Consider the following 20,316-nt stretch of genomic DNA (forward strand, 5'->3'; position numbering starts at 1 on the left):
TGGTTCACGCCGCGACCTGCAATAAGGTAGACATAATGAAAATGAAAAAACTGGCTGCACTCTGCCTGAGTGCCGCGTTACTGACAGGACACGTGCTTCCCGCCCTGGCGGATGTCAATCTGGTGCCGCAGGATCTCTCGTCCGCACCAGTCGTGGCACCCGAAACACTGCAACGCCTGAGCTGGCAACCGCTGGCTGCTTCTCAGACACAGACCACAAAAATCGCTAACAGCGGACAGACGCTGAATGCGCCACACATTGCCGGTCCGGTCGCGGCCTATAGTCTGCCCGCCAATATCGGCGAACTGACGCTGACGCTGAGCAGTGAAGTGGCGAACGGTCAGGTTTTCGCACCGAACGTGCTGGTGCTGGATGAAAACCTGCGTCCCGCGGCCTGGTTTCCCAGCCGCTACTTTACCTATCAGAAGCCGGGCGTGATGGCGGCAGATCGACTGGAAGGGGTGATGAAATTAACCCCGGCGCTGGGTCAGCAAAAAATCTACCTGCTGGTGTTCACCACCGACAGCGATCTGACACAAACCACCACGCTGCTTGACCCGGCCAAGGCCTACGCCCAGGGCACCGGTCATGCGGTACCGGATATTCCCGATCCCGTCGCCCGCCACAGCCGGGAAGGGACAATCAAGCTGAAGATGCAGACCAGCTCCGGCTCATCCATTCTGGTCGGGCCGCTGTTTGGTTCATCCGGCCCGAGCGCGGTGACCGTCGGCAATACCGCACCGGCGTCCGCGTACAGCGCAGCACCGGCGCCTGCACCCTCAGCAGCGCCCGCGCCAAAAGCCCGTGCGGAACCGATCATGAGCGATACCGAGAGTTACTTTAACCAGAAGATCAGACAGGCGGTGAACAGCGGTAATATCGATAAGGCGCTGAAACTGCTGGATGAAGCCGAGCGGCTGGGTTCCACCTCTGCCCGGCAGACCTTTATCAGTAGTGTTAAAGGCAAGGGGTGAAAATGCCCCGACAATACTGATGTTGTTCCATCTGGTGCGCTGCGGCGCACCTTTTTTTGTTACAGAGCTCCTGATTGCATGATTTTTTTGCGTGGTTTTACGCATTGCGTAAGTCATGCTGTGGGCAATAGCGTTTGATGAATATAGGCTAACTAAGCTGTTTCAGGGATGACTTTTCTGGAGGCTATATGCGAAGTTACACGACAACACAGGCCCGAAAATATCTTGCTGAAATCATGGATATCGTGAGGGCGGGTGAGCCTGTGATTATCACCCGCCGGGGCGGCTCTGCTGCTGTGCTTATCAGTCGCGAAGAGTTTGATATCTGGCAGGAAATAAAACAGGGCGCCAATTTTTCAGGCGATACGGAAAAGCATAATCAGAAACTTTTAATGAAGACTTAGTAACAAAACATTCGCTCTTATCGCGATCAATGCATTTGCATTACCAATGTAACTGCATCACTGCTGACTTATCCTGGTTAATAATAGTGAGAATCCACGATGGGAACTCTGACTCATGCAAACATCTCTCTGCGTGCTTCATCAAAACTGACAGCCCGCGGACAGACCACCATCCCTGCCGCAGTTCGTGATGCGATGAATCTGCAACCTGGTGAGAATATCGAATACGCTGTTCTGCAGGGCGGCAAAGTCCTTATTACCCGTCAGGAAACGGTGGCTGATGATGCTCCAGTGAAGGCGAGCTTTCTGAGTTTTCTTCCTGCTGACAGGCGCAACACGGCTGCAAATATTAAAATGCTGGATCGAGGATTATTAACTCGCATTACATCGTTGACCGAAGGTATGGACGTTGATTTGGATGCTCCACTCATGGACGATGAGTAATTAAGTATGGAAGACAGCACGGTTATAAATGGATGGCACGTTTATGTTCCTCCCTGTTTTGAATCGCAGCTGATTGCGCTGACCAATGAAGTGGAGTTACTCAGGGCTAAATATCCTGAAAGTTACCAGCGAAAAGCGACGACGAAGCTTTTAGCCGCTGTGTTTAAAGTTATCAATAGTGAGATTTGCGCCGATCCACATCAGGCAAAGTTTCGCCAGGGCGATACGCTGGGAGAACAAAATAAGCATTGGTTCCGTGCAAAGTTTTTGATGCAGTATCGTTTGTTCTTTAGATTCAGCGAGCAACATAAAACCATCATCCTTGCATGGATGAATGACGCTGAGACCAAACGTGCTTATGGCAGTAAGCGTGACGCCTATAAAGTATTTTCAGGAATGTTGCATAACGGCTATCCACCTGACGACTGGGCATTGCTGTTAAAGCAATCTCAGGATTGGGCGAAGATAAATTCTTAAGTTCATTAAATCCTGAACAGAATCCGGTGTGCTTTTCAGACGCTCGTGCTCAGGGTGATCTTATCACTGTTGAGAGGCGCTGATTACAGTAGCAGAGTGCGAGCCGTTGCCGGCCCGCACGCTGTAATAACTGAAAATGATGTAAAACAGGCTGCGTCAGAGACGAGTCTGAGTCGCGCGTTGACCTTCAATTGCGCAGTAGTCGCTTCCGGCGTGCCGTCAGATCACGCAGCAGCGTGTCAGTGGCAGGATCGCTGAACAGCGTTTCCAGCGTGGCGCTGAGCTTGCGTCGCCAGTTCGGATATTCATCGCTGGTGCCCGGAATATTGACCGGCGTCGCCATATCCAGCCAGTCCTCCGGTTGCAGTCCCAGCAGGGCGCTGTGACTGTCAGCCAGATAGCGCTGCATCGCCCGGTTTAATGCCTTGCTCATGCCGGTGCGACGTGCATCGCGTCCGGCACGTTTCGGCAGGGCACCAACGCGATGCAGACTCTGCAGCAGCGCCTGCTTCGCTCGCAGCCGATCCTGATATAGCCCGGCCAGCACCACTTTGTCGGGATAGAGGCCGAGTTGTGCGCCGGTGGTCAAATCATCGCTCTGCCACCAGCCACGCAGCGTCGGAAGATCGTGAGTGGTCGCGACCGCCATTGCCTGTCGTGGCCATTCGGCGGGCGGACGAAAACTGTGGGCTGACTCCTGCTCAAAATAGAGCACCTTATAGGAGTAGACCCCGCCATCACGCAGCTTATCGACAATCGCTTCCGGCACCGTACCGAGATCTTCGCCAATTACCATGCAGCGATGACGCTGACTTTCCAGCGCCAGAATCGCCAGCAGATCGTCGATGGGATAGTGCACGTAGGCACCGTGCATCGCGCTATCACCGGCCGGAATCCACCACAGCCGCATTAGCGCCATCACATGGTCAATGCGCAGTGCGCCGCAGTGCCGCATGTTAGCGCGCAGCAGGGCGATCCACGGCTCCCAGGCGCGCTGACGCATCACCTGCGGATCCATGGGCGGCAATCCCCAGTCCTGGCCGCGCGGGCCGAGAATATCGGGCGGCGCACCGATGCTGGCATCCATGCAGTAGAGATCGCGCTCGCTCCAGGTCTCTGCACCACCCTGCGCAACACCCACCGCCAGATCGCGGTAAAGTCCAATCGGCATCTGCTGCTGCTGGCAGATGTCCCAGCAGTCGGCAAACTGCTTCGCGGCCAGCCACTGCAGCCAGAGCCAGAAGCGCACCTGATCGGCGTGCTGTTGCAGGAAGGCCTGCACGGCCGGACTGCCGGGATCCTGCAACGCCTCCGGCCACACCGGCCAGCCCCAGCGATCACTATCCTGTGCTATCTGATCGGCGTGCAGCGCATCAAACAGCGCCTGATGCTGAAGACTCTCGCCTCCTTCACGTATAAATCCATTAAACGCCTGCACCTCGGAATCGCTGGCGTCACGCTGAGTAAACTGCGGCCACGCCAGTCTCAGCGCGGCAATTTTCAGCCGGGTCACCGCCGCATAATCCACCCAATCTGCTGCGCGAGCCTGTTCCAGCGCCTGTTCTGTTTCCGGACGTTGCCACCAGGCCTGAGCGGCAGCGCTCTGCCGGAAGTCAGCGACTGCGCCCACATCGATGTAGAGCACATTAAGCCAGCGCCGGGACGAGGGGCTGTAAGGGCTGGCACTCTCCGGGCTGGAGGGAAACAGCGCATGGATAGGGTTAAGACCGATAAACGCGCCGCCGCGTGCGGCTACCTCCGGCAGCATCCGGCGCAGATCGCCAAAGTCGCCGATTCCCCAGTTCTCCGCCGAGCGCAGGGTATAGAGCTGCACGCAGGCGCCCCATATTGACTCACCTGCCAGCAGGGCCGGGGGTTCATAACAGCGGGCCGGGGCAATTATTATCCGGCACGACCACTGCTGCGCACCCTGTTGCAGCGTCAGCTCATGATAGCCTTCAGGCAGCGGCGGCAGATGCAGCGGCTGAGAGGGCTGGCAGCGACCTGAGCTGATTTCACCCGCTTCACTGGTGAGATGCCAGTGGGCATCGTCAGCGAGCTGTGGCGACAGGCTCAGAAGATCGCCGCTGCGAAAAATCACCACCGGTGGCAGCGGCGTGCTCAGCGGATGGGAAGGCTGCATCACCGCCAGCAAACGCTGGCGGGTCAGGGTCGGGATCGCCTGTGGCTTGCCGTGAGCATTGATATACTCAGCGGCGATGCCCGCCCGGGAGAAATCGTCCATAACCGGATCTGTTTTCATGGCGTTCCTTAGCGTTTCGCTTGCCAGATGCGCTGCTGGTAATCGCGGATAGCGCGATCGGAGCTGAACATGCCACAGCGTGCGGTATTGAGGATGGTGGCACGTGTCCAGGCCTCCTGATCGCTCCACAGCGCTTCTACCTGCGCCTGTGCGTCAAGGTAGGGCTGGAAGTCAGCCAGTACCAGATAAGGATCACCGCCTTCCGGGCCGAGACTCTGCAACATCGCATCAAAGGCGTGGCAGTCGCCCTGGCTGAAGGTGCCATCTTCCAGCGCCAGTAAGACCTGATTGAGCTGCGGATCTTTCTTGCGCCACTGCGCTGGGGCATAACCGTCTGCTTTTAACGCCACCACCTGTTCCACGGTATGCCCGAAGATAAAGATGTTTTCGCTGCCAACCTGCTCAGCGATCTCGACGTTCGCTCCATCCAGTGTGCCGATGGTCAGTGCGCCATTCAGCGCCAGCTTCATATTACCGGTGCCGGACGCTTCTTTACCGGCAGTGGAGATCTGCTCGGAAAGGTCGGCGGCGGGAATCAGCCGCTCGGCGACGGAGACGTTGTAATCGGGAATAAACACGACTTTCAGACGGTCACCGATGCGGGGATCCTGATTGATCACCTCGGCCACTTTGTTGATGGCATAGATGATGTTTTTCGCCAGTGCATAGCCGGGCGCGGCTTTGGCACCAAACAGCACCACGCGCGGCGTCCGGTTAGCCTGCGGATCGGTGACCAGCGTCTGCCACAGTGCAATGATGTGCAGCAGGCTCAGATGCTGGCGTTTGTACTCATGCAGTCGTTTGATCTGTACGTCAAACAGCGCGGTGGGGTCAATCTCAATGCCGGTCCGCTGTTTCACCCAGTGCGCCAGCGCGACTTTGTTCTGCTGCTTGATGGCGCGATATTCCGCGCAGAAGGCGGCGTCATCCGCAAAGGCTTCCAGCCCCTGCAAGGCATCGAGATCGTTCAGCCAGGGTTTTTGCAATGTCCGGGTGATCAGGGCACTCAGCGCCGGGTTGCACTGATTGATCCAGCGGCGCGGCGTAATGCCGTTGGTCACGTTGTGAAATTTCTCTGGCCACATCTGGTGATATTCCGGGAAGAGATCCTGAACCACCAGTTTCGAGTGCAGCGCCGCCACACCGTTGACCGCGAACCCGCTGGTCACGCAGAGGTTCGCCATCCGCAGCTGGTTATTATGCACCAGCGCCAGTCTGGCCCACTTCGCTTCATCATCCGGCCAGCGCGCGGTGACAGCCGTTTTTAGCTGCGCGTTCAGGGTATTGATGATCATCATATGGCGCGGCAGCAGGCTGCGCACCAGACGCACATCCCAGCACTCCAGCGCTTCCGGCATCAGGGTGTGATTGGTATAGGCAAAAGTGTGCTGTGTGATCTGCCAGGCGCGATCCCAGCTCAGCTGATGCTCATCCAGCAGCAGACGCATCAGCTCCGGGATGGCCAGCGTCGGATGGGTGTCATTAAGCTGGATCACTTCATGATCGGCCAGGGCTTCGATGCTGCGTCCGGCCCGATGATGGCGACGCAGAATGTCAGCCAGCGCGCAGGCGCACTGAAAATATTGCTGCATCAGACGCAGTTTTTTACCGTTCTGATGATTGTCATTGGGGTAGAGCACCTTGGTCAGTTTTTCAGCATCAATACTCTGTTGCTCCGCGCGCAGAAAGTCGCCGTCGTTGAAGCGATCAAGGTTAAACGGCTGGGCATGTTTCGCCTGCCATAGACGCAGTGGCTGGCTGATACCATTCTGATAACCCACCACCGGCAGATCCCAGGCTTCGCCGAGCAGTTCAAACGCCGGTTGCCACTGTGGCTGACCCGCAACCGTCACCACTTTACCGCCCAGCCCGACCCGCACGTTAAGCGCGGCGTTGTGGTTAAACCACGGATAGCGGTCGCGCTGCCAGTCATCCGGGCTTTCAATCTGCGCGCCCTGTTCGAAGCGCTGGCGGAACAGACCGTACTGATAGTTCAGACCGTAGCCCGTAGCGGGCTGACCCACATTCGCCATGGAATCCAGGAAACAGGCTGCCAGACGACCCAGGCCGCCATTACCCAGCGCCGGATCCGTTTCGGTTTCCAGCACGTCAGTGAGTGAGATATCCCAGGCGGCCAGGGCCTCGTTGACCGCGTCATACCAGCCCAGGTTCAGCAGGTTATTGCCGGTCAGGCGACCGATCAAAAACTCCATCGACAGATAGTTAACATGGCGCAGTTCTGTCGGGGCCGGGGGAGCAGGCTGCGCAGCCAGCATATCGGCCAGCGCACCGCTGAGTGCCTGCCACCACTGTGTCGTGGTCATCTCCTGCGCATCGCGCAGGCCAAAACGCTGCCACTGACGGGTCAGGGCAGCATTGAACTGAATCGGGTTGAAATCGGGCTGTGTCATGGTTGATGTCCTGTGAAAACGGAAAATGGATCAATGTGGCGACAGTCTGCCCGCGCGGAAACCCTCGCTCATCCTCCTGCAAAGAATTAGCGGAGGAGGATGGGGAGGGTGGAGAGGATGAGGCTAATCCGAAATCGTTGAAGGAGTGTGATTGCGCACGCTTTTGTAAAGTTTAATTAATGGGTTTGCTTGCATTCATCTGACGAAATGCTGAACCTGTGTAAGGAATAATTACGAAGCGTAAAATAATGATGCGCTCGACAAATGGAGAAACGCGCGCCCATGTTAATACCCGCTAAACTCAGCCGCCCGGTGCGTCTTGAAGGCACTGTGATTCGGGAGAGATTGCTGCAAAAGCTCACCGCTGCAGGTAACTATCGGCTGGTGCTGGTCACCAGTCCGGCGGGCTACGGTAAAACCACACTGGTGTCGCAGTGGGCGGCAGGGAAAAGCGATCTGGGGTGGGTTTCTTTAGATGAGGGCGATAATCAGCCGGAGCGCTTTGCCGATTACCTGATCGCTGCACTGCAACAGGCCACCCACGGTGGCTGTCCGCGCAGTGAACTGCTGGCGCAGAAGCGGCAGTATGTGAATCTCAACGCCCTGTTTTCTCAGCTCTTTATCGAGCTGGTGGAGTGGCAGCAGCCGCTGTGGCTGATCGTTGATGACTACCATCTGATTACCAATCCGGTGATCCACGACGCGATGCGCTTTTTCCTGCGCCATCAGCCTGAAAATCTGACGCTGATTCTGATGTCACGCAACCTGCCGCAACTCGGTATCGCCAACCTGCGGGTGCGTGAGCAACTGATTGAGCTGGGCAGCCAGCAGCTGGCTTTTACCCACCAGGAGGCACGACAGTTTTTTGACTGCCGACTGGCGGCCCCGCTGGAAAGCGAAGAGAGCAGCCGACTCTGTGATGATGTAGCGGGCTGGGCTACGGCGCTGCAACTGATCGTACTGTCGGCGCGACAGGGGGCCAGTTCGGCTCAGCATTCCGCCCGGCGTCTCTCTGGCATTAATGCCAGCCACCTCTCCGATTATCTTGTTGAAGAAGTCCTGGATAACGTCGATCTGCCTACCCGTCATTTCTTACTGAAAACCGCGCTGCTGCGTTCAATGAACGATGAACTGATCGCCTGTGTCACCCGCGAAGAGAACGGCCAGATGCGGCTGGAAGAGATTGAGCGTCAGGGTCTGTTTCTGCAGCGCATGGACGATTCCGGCTGCTGGTTCAGCTACCATCCGCTGTTTGGTAACTTCCTGCGTCAGCGCTGCCAGTGGGAACTGGCGGCGGAACTGCCTGCGCTGCATCGGGCTGCGGCAGAGAGCTGGATGGCGCAGGGATTTCCCGGCGAGGCGATTCATCATGCGCTCGCCTCTGGCGACGCCACCATGCTGCGGGACGTGCTGCTGAAGCACGCCTGGACGCTGTTTAATCAGAGCGAGCTGCCACTGCTGGAGAACTCCCTGAAAGCACTGCCGTGGGAGATGATGCTGGAAAATCCAATGCTGGTGCTGCTGCAGGCGTGGCTGATGCAGAGTCAGCATCGTTTCTCCGAAGTCGACAGTCTGCTGGCGCGTTTTGAACAGGCCAGCCGCTGCGAGATCGACGCAGCACTGCGCGGTGAATTTAATGCATTGCGCGCCCAGGTGGCGATTAACGATGGCAATACCGATGAAGCGGAGCGGCTGGCGAAAGTGGCGCTCGACACTCTGCCAGCCAGCCGTCACTACAGCCGCATTGTGGCAACCTCAGTGCATGGTGAAGTGATGCACTGCAAAGGCGAGCTGGATGATTCACTCAAACTGATGCGGCAGACCGAACAGATGGCGCGGCGCGATGAAGTGTGGCACTACGCCCTCTGGAGCCTGATTCAGCAGAGCGAGATTCTGTTTGCTCAGGGCTTTTTGCAGGCAGCCTATGAGATCCAGAGCCGCGCCTTTGTGCTGGTCGATGAACAGCATCTGGCGCAGTTCCCGCTGCATGAGTTTCTGCTGCGCATTCGCGCTCAGTTGCTGTGGGCCTGGGGACGGCTGGAAGAGGCGGAGCAGGCGGCCCGGGAAGGCATCAAAGTATTGAACGGTTTCCAGCCGCAGCAGCAGATTCAGTGTCTGGGATTGCTGGTGCAGTGCTCACTGGCACGCGGCAATCTGGATAACGCCCGCAGCTACCTGAACCGGCTGGAAAACCTGCTGAACAATGGCAACTGGCACAGCGACTGGATAGCCAATGCCGACAAAGTCCGGGTCATTTACTGGCAGTTGACCGGCGACAGCCAGAACGCCCGTGACTGGATGCGGCAGACGCCTAAACCTGCCTTTGCCAATAACCATTTTCTGCAGGGACAATGGCGGAACATCGCCCGCGCGCAGATCCTGCTGGGTGATGTGAGCCAGGCGGAAGTGGTGCTGGAGGAGCTGAATGAGAATGCCCGTGCCCTGCGCCTGATGAGCGATTTAAACCGCAATCTGTTGCTGCTGAATCAGATCTACTGGCAGACCGACCGCAAAGCGGAGGCGCAGCGTGTCCTGATTGAGGCGCTGAAACTGGCGCGCAGCACCGGTTTTATCAGCCATTTTGTGATTGAAGGCGAGATGATGGCGCAGCAGTTGCGGCAATTGATTCAGCTGAATACCCTGAATGAACTGGACAGCCACCGTGCCCGGCGCATCCTGCTGGAGATCAACAAATATCACCGTCACAAATTCGCCCATTTCGATGAAGGCTTTGTCAGCCGGTTGCTTAACCATCCTGACGTGCCGGAGCTGATCCGAACCAGTCCGCTGACGCAGCGTGAATGGCAGGTGCTGGGATTAATCTATTCTGGCTACAGCAACGATCAAATCGCCGGTGAGCTGGCGGTGGCCTCCACCACCATCAAAACCCATATCCGCAATCTCTATCAGAAGCTGGGCGTCACCCATCGCAGCGAAGCGATGAATCAGGTGCAGTCGCTGCTGAAAATGATGGGATATGTCTGACGACAGGCGTTTACAGGGGCGGGCTTCAGCCCGCTCTGCCGCATGTCAGCACACCATCGAAACAGGCGGTCTTTATCAATGGGAAGCGGGGCAGTTACTTTACTGCGCAACATGCAGCTCTGATTTGCCGGATTTCGGGCCCTGATTTCTTCCAGCCGGTGCATAAATATCGCATGCATCAGCGCGTTACGGGCTTCACCTTTATTCAGCCCCGCGAGGTCCCGCCTGCAGCAGTTAGGGTAGTGCTTCCTGAAATTATGGATTTCTGAGGTTCAGGAAAATTAATTCTGAGTGGTTAAACAGTGTCCCCTTACCATACCTCTTAAAAGTCAGATGAATTATAGAAAATGATATATGCTTTTGCTTTTTTTTGAGTTCAGGATTGTCATTCCCTGCTTATGAAAAAAGTGCCTTAATAAAAATGCAATATGTATTATTTCATGAAAAGAGTAAATTGTTAGCAGGGTAATTATTAGCCTTTAATGTCATTAGCTATTAACTAGTTAGTTAAAAAATAGCATCCCCGAAAATTTTTTTTAAAATTAAACGAAAACATTATAAAACAACGAAAAACGTTTCATTACACTCCATAGTTTTTATTTTTTAGATAATTTACTTTTAATGAAATAGCTCATTAGCTATGGGGTGGGCCAGCGATTATCTCATGTATTTATTATCTTTAATGATGGATTATGAGACATAAAAAATTAACGCTTGCTTTGGCTGTTTTTGTCCTCTCTGCGGCGTGACTTGCAGTCGCTGCACCGTTACATAACCAACCGTTTACGAATCACTCCCCACAGACCTTCTTACTTGTCGGCGATGCTAATGGAGGTGACGGCGGCAACGGGGGTTCTGGTTCTAATTCTCCTGGTGGCCCTGGCGGCGATGGAGGAAATAACAGCGCCAGCGGTAACGGGAATGGCAGCGGTAATGATAACGGCACTGGCAACGGCTCCGCTAACGGTAATGGTTCCGGAGACGGTGACGGCGGCGGTGATGGTGGTGACAGCGGTGGCGATGGTGGTGGTGGTGATGGCGGCGGTGCGTAATCAGGCTGCAGAATCTAACTAAAAATGGTCGCCTCATGAAGGCGGCCATTAATTAAAGGATGAAACTTCTATGTCAAAGCTACACAACACGCTGATTTTTTTTCCACTATCTGCAGGGCTGCTCCTTTCCCTGCCGGTATTCAGTCAGACACTCCCGCAGGACACTATTCAGCTGTCTGCCTGTGAGAGCCTGAACGGACAAGATGGGAACGGCAGTTCGCCTGATGGAGAAAGTGGTAAAGACGGCGTGCCCGGTACAGGCTGTCTGAACGGAGGTAACGGCGGTAACGGTTCTGCTACAGGTGGTAACGGCGGAAATGGGGGAAATGGGGCAGGCGCCGCGACTGAACCCTACCATAAACACCACAAACATCATAAAAATGGACAGGGTAGCGCCAATGGTGGCAACGGGGGTGATGGTGGTTCAACTGACAATGCGCCCGGAGGTGCTGGCGGTGATGGAGGTAACAATGACCAGTCAGAACATCTGTAAACGATACCGTACCCTACTAAGGTGCTCCACTCTGATACTGGTGATTTTTACACACTGCGGTTATGCCTCTCCGGCCTCCCCGATTCCTTTTCCTGATTCCTTATCACTGATTTCTGATGGTGGAAACGGCGGGGACGGTGGTCCGGGCGAAAACGGAGGGGATGGCGGTAACGGCGGTAATGCTGGTACAGGCTCCAACTCAAATGGCGGAGATGGCGGAAATGGCGGCACTAACGGAGCCGATGGAGGGGATGGTGGCAACGGAGGAAGCGGGAACAACTCATCCGGTGGTGATGGTGGTGATGGTGGTGATGGTGGTGATGGCGGTGATAGCGGCGGCGGCATATAAGTCATAGCGCAGAGGATGATATGAAAAACCTTCTCATGAAAGCTGTATATCTCATTATTCTCACCTCAGCATTACTGAGACCTTTCATGGTCGTACTCACGGTAACCTCTTCTCTGGCGGCCGGAATATTCAGCACTGCGGCATGGGCAGACGGCGACGGTGGCGACGGTGGTGACGGTGGCGGTGACGGAAACGGGGGAGACGGAGGGAATGCTGGTTCTGGCAGCAACGGAAATGGCGGCGACGGCGGTAATGGTGGTGAAAACGGAGGAAATGGAGGGAACGGCGGTAATGGTGACGGATCAGGTAATGGCGGAAACGGAGGCGATGCGGGTCCTGGCGGCGTCGGCGGGCAGGGTGGCAGTGGCGGGAATGAGGGAGGACATGATGGTTCTCCCGGGATGAGTGGAGCTAAATAGTTATCCCTATGCCGTTAACGTGGTCTGCCGGAGGTTAATTACCCCGGCGACTTCATGCATACAGACTAAGCAGACAGCAAGGCAATGCGGAGACACCGAGTTGCCAGGCCTGAACTGCGAAAGCCGGTAAAGTCATATCAGTCGTTTTTACCGGCACCAGTAAATCCCGATCTTCCTTAAAAGATATCGCATAGTGTCAGCCTGAGTGATGGCAGCTTATCCGGCACCACCCAACGATCCAGTTCCCGCCCGGCCTCTGCCGACTCCTGTGACATAACCCCAGCCTCTTCTGCAGGGGAACGGGTTGAATCGCGGCATGCTGGTCACAGATGTTATGTTGCATTAGATCTGAAAGCCGTTCTTATCAGGCCAGGATATTAAGGATCGCAACATAAAAGAAGATACATGTGGTGAGTGTCCGCTATGAGCGAGGAGCGGACGTTCCGTTCTTAATGACTGACTGTTACCATTGCATCCAACATAGCACCCGGCTCATCTAACCTTACCCAAAACAAAAATTAATATCCATAAATCAGCTCTATACACGTATGACATCACCAACTCCTCAAGTCACAAAATATTTTGCCGATAACGATTTTTTAACGATCCAAAGTCCTGGAAGACAGATATGAATAAATTTGTTTATTGTATGATTGCTGTGTGTTTTTCCGGTTTATGTTCCGCAGCTGAAGGTTTAGGTTTGGGGACATATTTATGTGATGTCCGGATAACCAGCTCTCATACAGAGACGCAGCTTTTGCCAAAAGCTGCTGTCGTTGAAGACAATGGAAGTAACTACAAAGTGAAAATGCTGGGTAATGAGGTAGCATCCCCAGCGCTTGAAAGTGTCATGGGTGGTATTAAACAGCAGGCTACTGTTAACGGAATAACCTTCGTAAGACGTCCTGATTACGATGATCGTTTTATCATCGAAAATTCGCATTCCGGCTTCTTTTATAAAATGAGAAACTGCAAAAAAAACTAATATTTTTTCAGCTGATGCTTTAAGCATTAGTATAGGATGGCTTTTAAATTAATTGTGTTTTAAAAGTCCCTGTTTACTATATTATCTTGATTGTGAACCTCATATCTTTGCAGCCATGTTATGATTAAAATGCTTCGACAAATTGCTGTCACCTATTCGGCCGATGAGCAATTTAAACTGCTATCATGTCCGTATGCCTTCCAGTTTATCATTCAAGCTGTATTACCTTTGTATTAATTTCTGGCAACTGCAATGAGGCGGGCCAGACTAAGTTCAGATTTATGTCCGCTATGAGTGAGGAGCAGCCATGACCCCAGGGATGGTTTGAATAAGTGATATCCCTTTACCCGTTTTGAGCTGATGCTTTTCTTAGCAGGATGCTTTATGTTGGTCACACTCGTCCTGCAGGGTATAACCATGATAAAAGTAGAAAAATCAGATCCATTCTCTTCAGAATCCCATCGTTTAATCGAAATGCTATCAGCAGAACTTGCCGCTATTACTGGTGATAACGGCAAAAGCAATTTCACCACCCAAGCAATGGGTGATGACAAAGCTTTATGGGCATTAGCAAAGAATTCTCAAGGCAAAGCTGTGGGATGCGGTGCTATACGGCCACTTACCCAAAATATAGCCGAGCTTAAAAGAATGTTTTCAGACCAAAGTGAGTCAGGGATTGGTGGTGCTTTACTCACTTTCCTTGAAAAATCAGCAAAAGAGATGGGATATATCGAAGTTAGGCTGGAAACCCGCCACATCAACTATCGTGCTGTAAATTTCTACATGAAAAATGGTTATGTCCCTATTGAGAATTACGGCCTATATATAGGCAGGACAGAAGCTATCTGTTTCTCAAAGGCATTGCGCTGACTATATTAATTGGAACTGACGTCTGCTCCTGTCACAAAGCGGACTGCCATCGGGCTGATGACCGCCATATGCCAGTAGCGGATACTGTTTTTAACATGATTTATTTTGTTCTGCACTTCCTGGAGCACAAAAGAAGTCAAACTAAGTGGCAATTACTTCTAACCCAGACAGGGATAAAACTCCATTAGCTAAGCAAACGAACCGCGCCTGGAGACTTACCCGTTACACGCTTAAAAGCCCGGCTGAAAGCAGCCTGAGAGGAGTATCCTAACCGTTGCGATGCGGTGTCGACGGTGATGTTTTCTGACGACAGCCAGCGGACAGCAAGATGCATCTTTACTTCCGTTGCATACCGTAGCGGTGGGACGCCGATAGTGGTCTGAAACCTTTCGGCGAATGCGGAGCGGGATATATGCGATTCGGCGGCGAGTTCTGCCACGCTCCAGTCCCGGCCCGGTTCGCGATGAATCGCCAGGATGGCCTGAGCCAGACGCGGATCGCGCAGTGCTGCAGCCAGGCCAGGGCTATTGCCGCAACCGTCTTCCACCCATCCTCTGATAAACATCGCTCCAGCCACATCGGCAAGCCTGGCGAGAATACCTGCATAACCCACGCGTCCGGAGCATATCTCACGCTTCATCGCATCAAGTATATGCATGAGTCCCGGCCACTGAATCCCCTTTGCATCGGCATGCATAATTTCAGGCAGCACATCCGCCAGCCGCTGCATGCTTCCCAGATCAATTTTCATGCAACCAAAAAACAGCACAGCGCCTGGCGTTTCTTGAGTACTCGGGCAGGTATCAATCCCACTCACTTTTTCATCCAGTGGTGCCGTTTCAATATTGTCGATATCCAGCACGTCGGCGGCTGTTGCCGACAAAAGCTGATGCCGTTCGCCGTGAGGAAGAAATACAGCCTCTCCGGCTGAAAGCGTAAGAACTTCGCCGTGTGCACTATGGAGCACCATCTCCCCCACAGCGGCGTAGTGCAGATAAGCATGACCGGGCCTGCTTGCGAAGTTCAGGCCAAACGTATCTCCCGTCTGGATACGCTGATATCGCACGCCGTATAGCCGCAGGCCGGAAAGCAGCTCGCTGATGAGTTCTGATGACAGAGCGAAGGATGAAGTCATATGCCTGTTCGGGTTTTGGGTAAAAAAGTGAGGGGTTTAGAGCATAGATCATCCAGCTGCGCCTGAATAGACTTCTTCTCCTGAAACGACTTTCCAGGAGACTTAGAAATGACGGATGAAACTTCTATCAGGGTTCACAAAGAAAGAGTGCAAAGAGATGAGAAAATCCAGCCAGCCTGGCTTGCGGTTTTTTCGTTAACCATGGGTGTTTTTGGCCTGCTCACCGCAGAGTACCTGCCTGCCAGCTTATTAACGCCTATTGCACGGGATTTGGGTGTGTCAGAGTCTCTTGCAGGACAGGCCGTAACAGTGACGGCGGTGATTGCGTTATTTGCCGGATTACTGATACCGCGATTAACGCGTGCGCTGGACCGGCGCATCGTGTTGTTGAGCTTTACTGCCCTTATGATCTTCTCAAATCTGCTCGTGGCGCTCTCTTCAGGCATTGTCATGCTGCTGGCAATGCGCATCCTGCTGGGTATCGCGTTGGGTGGATTCTGGAGTATGGCAGCGGCGGTTGCGATGAGGCTAGTGCCGGAGAGGCTGGTACCGCGGGCGCTGTCGATCATTTTTAGTGGAATCGCGGTAGGTACTGTTGTTGCCGTACCGCTGGGAAGTTATTTGGGCGAGATGTCTGGCTGGCGTAGCGCGTTTATTGCCGCTGCTGCGGTTGGCGCACTCTCTTTCATTTTTCAGTGGCTGACCCTGCCCGGAATGCCGCCGGTAGTCAGGACCAGGACGGCATCCGTATTTTCTCTGCTTCAGAGGCCGGGCGTGAGCGTGGGCATGCTGGGGTGCGTGCTCGCACACACCGGCCAGTATGCGCTGTTTACCTATATACGGCCGGCGCTGGAAGGGCTCGCACACATAGACGCAAAAGGGCTGGCGTTAATACTTCTGGTGTTTGGCGTTGCTAACTTCATTGGGACACTGTCGGCAGGGTGGCTGATGGAACGCAGCCTGCGTTTTACGCTGATTATTATGCCTGCTCTGGTTGGAGCAGCGGCACTGGGTATGATCACTCTGCCGTTATCAATCGCCGGGCTTACGGCGCTGGTCATGCTGTGGGGGCTGGCATTTGGTGGCATACCGGTGGCGTGGTCAGGTTGGGTCGCCCGGACTCTTCCCGATGAGGCCGAGAGCGCAGGGGGTATGGTGGTCGCCGCCGTCCAATCCTCCATTGCCGCGGGTGCAGCAATAGGTGGCCTGATATATGGCCTCAACGGGGTGAGGGGGGTATTCATTACTGCAGCCTGTATCATGCTTACTGCCGCGCTGGTTATTGCATTCCGGGTCAGAGTATCATCATCAGCTGAAGGAACGTAAAACTGACCATTTCAGTGACATTTTAAAATGTCAGGACATCTCGATCGAACAGCTTAACATCCCCGGACCGCACAGCGTTCCGGGCCTGCTGGCTGAGTCTGTTGGCAAAGGGGCGGGTTAACTGCAGAAGCTGGTTAAAATGCGTTTTGAGCGAGGAACGGAAAATAATTAGCAGGCATCTCATTGACGGTTCTGTGGCTCCTAAGAGGATCTGAATTCATTATCATCAGGATTTAGCTTTGTCATACATGGAGTAAGTCTTATGAGTATAGGTATAAGGCCAGCACAACTTTCTGATGTTGATGGAATTTTCTCAGTCCGAACATCTGTTACGGAGAATCATCTGAGCCGCGAAGAAATGCGAAGAATGGGGATCACCGAAAGCGTCGTGGGCGATATGATCAAAAACGACCATTGTGCATGGGTTGCCTTTGATAACGACGAAACTATTGGTTTTTCAATGATTTTAACGGATAAAGGCTGTCTTTATGGTCTTTTTGTTATTCCTGAATACGAAAGCAGAGGTATAGGTCGCAGACTCACTATGCTTGCGGAACAGGAGTTATTCAGACATCACGAAATTGCCTGGCTGGAAACCGATGAAAACAGCCGTGCGGCAAAATTTTACATGCAACTCGGCTGGGGTAATAAAGCAAATCTGGATGGCACTTTCATCCGGTTAGAAAAGCAACGTGATAGTTGACCTTCTTCATCTCTCATCGAGTTCCGCATTTGCACGCAGCAGATCTGCGCTCTGGAAGGGCCGCTATGAGCGAGAAGCGGACGCCCGGTGTCCGCTAATGTGAACTCGCCAGGTTACTTAAACCGTCTCCCTGCCTCATCAGTCACCTTTTCTCCATCCTCTTTGGTGAAAGAACCTTTCTGACCTTCAGGGAGAATATCCAGCACAATTTCTGAGGGACGGCAAAGTCGTGTCCCTAACGGTGACACTACTACCGGCCTGTTAATCAGGATCGGGTGCTGAAGCATAAAATCGATCAACTGCGCATCAGAAAATTTATCTTCATCCAGACCCAATCGCTCATAAGGCTCAACATTCTTACGCAGCAATGCACGTACAGAAATCCCCATTTCTGAAATCAGCCTGGTAAGCTCTTCTCGTGTCGGTGGCGTATCGAGATAATAAATAATTGTTGGTTCGTTGCCGCTGTTACGGATCATCTCCAGCGTGTTACGTGAGGTGCCACAGGCCGGGTTATGATAGATGGTAATATTGCTCATATCAGTATCTCATTACAAAGTGACAGAGAGCCGCCATACCAGCGCGGCCAGAGTAACGAACAGCACGGGCAGGGTCATAATTATGCCTGTCCGGAAGTAATATCCCCAGGTAATGCTCATGTTTTTCTGTGCCAGTACATGCAGCCACAGCAGGGTTGCCAGACTCCCGATTGGGGTAATTTTGGGACCTAAATCGCAGCCAATCACATTGGCGTAAATCATTGCTTCTCTGACGACGCCAGTCGCAGTACTCCCGTCAATGGACAGCGCACCAATCAGCACCGTCGGCATATTGTTCATCACCGACGACATGAAGGCAGTCAGGAAGCCGGTGCCGAACGTGGCAGCCCATAAACCGTTGTCTGCCAGCATATTGAGTACGGCAGAAAGATACTCAGTGAGTCCGGCATTACGCAGGCCATAGACGACCAGATACATACCCAGCGAGAAAATCACGATCTGCCAGGGCGCACCACGAAGCACTTTCCCGGTATTAATGGCCTGGCCCCTCTTTGCCACCACGAACAGCACCGCTGCGCCAACTGCTGCTATAGCGCTGACAGGGATCCCCAGCGGCTCAAGAACAAAGAAACCGACCAGCAGGAACAGCAGAACAATCCAGCCAGCCCTGAACGTCGCAGGATCCTTAATCGCACTGCCAGGAATCTTCAGCAGTGAGACGTCATATCTGGCAGGGATATCGCGGCGGAAGAAGAGATGCAGCATGACCAGCGTGGCAGCAATGGCTGCCAGATTCACAGGAACCATCACGGAGGCGTACTGTGTAAAGCCCAGGCCAAAGAAATCCGCCGAGACAATATTTACCAGGTTAGAGACAATCAGCGGCAGGCTGGCGGTATCAGCGATGAATCCTGCAGCCATGACAAATGCCAGTGTCGTTCCCTGGCTGAACCCCAGAGCGAGCAGCATCGCAATCACAATCGGTGTCAGTATCAGTGCTGCTCCATCGTTAGCAAACAGCGCAGCAACAGCAGCGCCAAGCAGTACTATCCACGTAAACAACAGGCGACCGCGCCCATTACCCCAGCGGGAAACATGCAGTGCGGCCCATTCAAAGAAACCAGACTCATCGAGCAGCAGGCTGATGACGATTACCGCAATGAACGCCGCTGTTGCATTCCAGACGATATTCCAGACGACAGGGATATCTTCAAAGTGGATGACTCCCGTTCCCAGCGCCAGCACGGCTCCGATACTTGCGCTCCAGCCAATGCTGAGGCCTCTGGGCTGCCAGATGACCAGGACCAGCGTGAGTATAAAGATACTTCCTGCCAGAAACATGCTCAGACTCCTTTATATATGCTTATGTGTATGTGATTAAGCTTGTCAGCAAGAAGTACATGCGGATTTTTCCAGTCGTTCACGCACATCATCGCGCAGGCAGTGCCATGCCGTCGTTATCGTCTCGCCGGCCCATGCGGGCATGTGGGGTGAGAGACGGTAGTGAATCCATTTCCCTTCCCGACGGTCCAGTACCAGTTCAGCCTCACGCAGGATAGCCATGTGACGGGAAATTTTAGGCTGTGATTCAGTGGTAGCCGCACATATATCGCATACGCACAGTTCGCCCGATTCCCGGAGAAGCATGACAATTGCGAGCCGGGTTTCATCCGACAGGATCTTAAAAAGCTGAACAGGCTGTAGCATTTATTACTCCATTCCCTTTAGAATACATATATGTTAAATCATATGTGTTTATTTTGAAATCACCAGAGCCACCCGAAGGAGAAAAAATGGAGCACTTTCCTGCCCTGAACGCTGATTGCTTCGATCATCATATTGCTGAACGTCTGCAGCTCCATGAGCCGCCACGCATTCTGATTCTGTATGGCTCGGTAAGAGAGCGTTCTTACAGTCGTTTTACAGCAGAGGAAGCAGGTCGCCTGCTGGAGGCGATGGGAGCGGAGGTCAGACTGTTTAACCCTTCAGGTTTACCCCTGCCGGACGACGCCCCGGATACGCACCCAAAAGTCACCGAGTTGCGCGGGTTGGTCAGGTGGTGTGACGGGATGGTGTGGAGTTCCCCGGAGCGGCATGGGGCAATGAGTGCCGTGATGAAGGCACAAATCGACTGGATTCCCTTAAGCGAAGGGGCCGTTCGCCCATCCCAGGGAAAAACTCTGGCGGTCATGCAGGTATGCGGCGGTTCGCAATCTTTCAATGCCGTGAACCAGATGCGAATTCTGGGACGCTGGATGCGGATGTTTACGATCCCCAACCAGTCTTCAGTGGCCAAAGCATGGCAGGAATTTGATGAGAACGGGAGAATGAAACCCTCGTCCTGGTATGATCGTATCGTCGATGTCGCCGAAGAGTTGTTTAAAATCACCCTTATACTCAAGGGACAGACCGGTTACCTTGCCGATCGCTACAGTGAACGAAAAGAGAGCCATGAGGAGCTTTCATCCCGCGTTAATCAAGACAAAATATGACGTTCCTGTTTTCATGAATTCATGCTGTGTGAAC

General features: G+C 53.6%; 20 protein-coding genes. 14 read left to right on the forward strand and 6 right to left on the reverse strand.

The window, feature by feature from the left end; genetic code table 11:
- The first annotated feature begins 35 nt into the window (after positions 1–35).
- From malM to OK409_RS19580, 4 genes are all read left to right on the forward strand, one after another.
- The gene (gene malM, locus OK409_RS19565; protein ID WP_264367362.1) at positions 36–974 is read left to right on the forward strand and encodes a maltose operon protein MalM; all 939 of its coding nucleotides are present in this window, start codon (positions 36–38) and stop codon (positions 972–974) included.
- Between the two features lie 188 nt (positions 975–1,162).
- Positions 1,163–1,378 carry a type II toxin-antitoxin system Phd/YefM family antitoxin gene (locus OK409_RS19570; protein WP_264367363.1) on the forward strand — a complete coding sequence of 72 codons (216 nt, stop codon included), beginning with the start codon at positions 1,163–1,165 and terminating at the stop codon, positions 1,376–1,378.
- 99 nt (positions 1,379–1,477) lie between these two features.
- Positions 1,478–1,822: a type II toxin-antitoxin system PrlF family antitoxin gene (locus tag OK409_RS19575; protein ID WP_163638796.1), complete on the forward strand. Its 345-nt coding sequence runs from the start codon at positions 1,478–1,480 to the stop codon at positions 1,820–1,822.
- Between the two features lie 6 nt (positions 1,823–1,828).
- Positions 1,829–2,299 (forward strand): type II toxin-antitoxin system YhaV family toxin, encoded by a 471-nt coding sequence (locus tag OK409_RS19580; RefSeq protein ID WP_264367364.1) that lies wholly within the window; start codon positions 1,829–1,831, stop codon positions 2,297–2,299.
- 187 nt (positions 2,300–2,486) lie between these two features.
- On the opposite strand, the gene malQ is transcribed toward OK409_RS19580, so the two are convergent.
- Together malQ and malP are read right to left on the reverse strand one after the other, a co-directional pair.
- The gene (malQ, locus tag OK409_RS19585; RefSeq protein ID WP_264367365.1) at positions 2,487–4,562 is read right to left on the reverse strand and encodes a 4-alpha-glucanotransferase; all 2,076 of its coding nucleotides are present in this window, start codon (positions 4,560–4,562) and stop codon (positions 2,487–2,489) included.
- Positions 4,563–4,570: 8 nt separating this feature from the next.
- Complete coding sequence (gene malP, locus OK409_RS19590) at positions 4,571–6,973, reverse strand: maltodextrin phosphorylase (protein ID WP_264367366.1); 2,403 nt, start codon at positions 6,971–6,973, stop codon at positions 4,571–4,573.
- Between the two features lie 282 nt (positions 6,974–7,255).
- Here malP and malT point away from each other — a divergent pair, with 282 nt between their 5' ends.
- The 7 genes from malT (at position 7,256) to OK409_RS19625 (ending at position 14,126) form a co-directional block, all read left to right on the forward strand.
- Positions 7,256–9,958: an HTH-type transcriptional regulator MalT gene (malT, locus tag OK409_RS19595; protein ID WP_033760251.1), complete on the forward strand. Its 2,703-nt coding sequence runs from the start codon at positions 7,256–7,258 to the stop codon at positions 9,956–9,958.
- Between the two features lie 921 nt (positions 9,959–10,879).
- Positions 10,880–11,032 (forward strand): hypothetical protein, encoded by a 153-nt coding sequence (locus tag OK409_RS19600; protein WP_223564369.1) that lies wholly within the window; start codon positions 10,880–10,882, stop codon positions 11,030–11,032.
- A gap of 48 nt (positions 11,033–11,080) precedes the next feature.
- Positions 11,081–11,503 (forward strand): hypothetical protein, encoded by a 423-nt coding sequence (locus OK409_RS19605; protein WP_010247334.1) that lies wholly within the window; start codon positions 11,081–11,083, stop codon positions 11,501–11,503.
- A gap of 116 nt (positions 11,504–11,619) precedes the next feature.
- The gene (locus tag OK409_RS19610; protein ID WP_192073112.1) at positions 11,620–11,859 is read left to right on the forward strand and encodes a hypothetical protein; all 240 of its coding nucleotides are present in this window, start codon (positions 11,620–11,622) and stop codon (positions 11,857–11,859) included.
- A gap of 152 nt (positions 11,860–12,011) precedes the next feature.
- Positions 12,012–12,257 (forward strand): hypothetical protein, encoded by a 246-nt coding sequence (locus tag OK409_RS19615; RefSeq protein ID WP_022624743.1) that lies wholly within the window; start codon positions 12,012–12,014, stop codon positions 12,255–12,257.
- A gap of 642 nt (positions 12,258–12,899) precedes the next feature.
- The gene (locus OK409_RS19620) at positions 12,900–13,256 is read left to right on the forward strand and encodes a hypothetical protein (RefSeq protein ID WP_264367367.1); all 357 of its coding nucleotides are present in this window, start codon (positions 12,900–12,902) and stop codon (positions 13,254–13,256) included.
- A gap of 384 nt (positions 13,257–13,640) precedes the next feature.
- Entirely contained in the window at positions 13,641–14,126 is a 486-nt protein-coding gene (locus tag OK409_RS19625) for a GNAT family N-acetyltransferase (RefSeq protein WP_264367368.1), read from the forward strand.
- A 184-nt stretch (positions 14,127–14,310) separates the two neighbouring features.
- Here OK409_RS19625 and OK409_RS19630 read toward each other — a convergent pair whose 3' ends face one another.
- The gene (locus tag OK409_RS19630) at positions 14,311–15,261 is read right to left on the reverse strand and encodes an AraC family transcriptional regulator (protein WP_264367369.1); all 951 of its coding nucleotides are present in this window, start codon (positions 15,259–15,261) and stop codon (positions 14,311–14,313) included.
- A 108-nt stretch (positions 15,262–15,369) separates the two neighbouring features.
- On the opposite strand from OK409_RS19630, the gene OK409_RS19635 reads away from it, so the two are divergent.
- Together OK409_RS19635 and OK409_RS19640 are read left to right on the forward strand one after the other, a co-directional pair.
- On the forward strand, positions 15,370–16,587 hold the full coding sequence (locus tag OK409_RS19635; RefSeq protein ID WP_264367370.1) for an MFS transporter: 1,218 nt from the start codon (positions 15,370–15,372) through the stop codon (positions 16,585–16,587).
- A 262-nt stretch (positions 16,588–16,849) separates the two neighbouring features.
- On the forward strand, positions 16,850–17,290 hold the full coding sequence (locus OK409_RS19640; RefSeq protein ID WP_033780183.1) for a GNAT family N-acetyltransferase: 441 nt from the start codon (positions 16,850–16,852) through the stop codon (positions 17,288–17,290).
- Between the two features lie 113 nt (positions 17,291–17,403).
- On the opposite strand, the gene arsC is transcribed toward OK409_RS19640, so the two are convergent.
- From arsC to OK409_RS19655, 3 genes are read right to left on the reverse strand one after another with little or no spacing between them, the layout of a single operon-like run.
- Positions 17,404–17,829 carry a glutaredoxin-dependent arsenate reductase gene (arsC, locus tag OK409_RS19645; protein ID WP_022624490.1) on the reverse strand — a complete coding sequence of 142 codons (426 nt, stop codon included), beginning with the start codon at positions 17,827–17,829 and terminating at the stop codon, positions 17,404–17,406.
- A gap of 12 nt (positions 17,830–17,841) precedes the next feature.
- The gene (locus OK409_RS19650) at positions 17,842–19,131 is read right to left on the reverse strand and encodes an arsenic transporter (RefSeq protein WP_115758187.1); all 1,290 of its coding nucleotides are present in this window, start codon (positions 19,129–19,131) and stop codon (positions 17,842–17,844) included.
- 45 nt (positions 19,132–19,176) lie between these two features.
- Positions 19,177–19,497: a transcriptional regulator gene (locus OK409_RS19655; RefSeq protein WP_022624488.1), complete on the reverse strand. Its 321-nt coding sequence runs from the start codon at positions 19,495–19,497 to the stop codon at positions 19,177–19,179.
- Positions 19,498–19,583: 86 nt separating this feature from the next.
- On the opposite strand from OK409_RS19655, the gene arsH reads away from it, so the two are divergent.
- A complete protein-coding gene (gene arsH, locus OK409_RS19660) occupies positions 19,584–20,282 on the forward strand; it encodes an arsenical resistance protein ArsH (protein WP_033760278.1) in 699 nt (232 codons plus the stop codon).
- Positions 20,283–20,316 lie beyond the last annotated feature (34 nt).

Source organism: Pantoea sp. RG18 (assembly GCF_025910075.1).
Classification (GTDB): Bacteria; Pseudomonadota; Gammaproteobacteria; order Enterobacterales; family Enterobacteriaceae; genus Pantoea; species Pantoea agglomerans.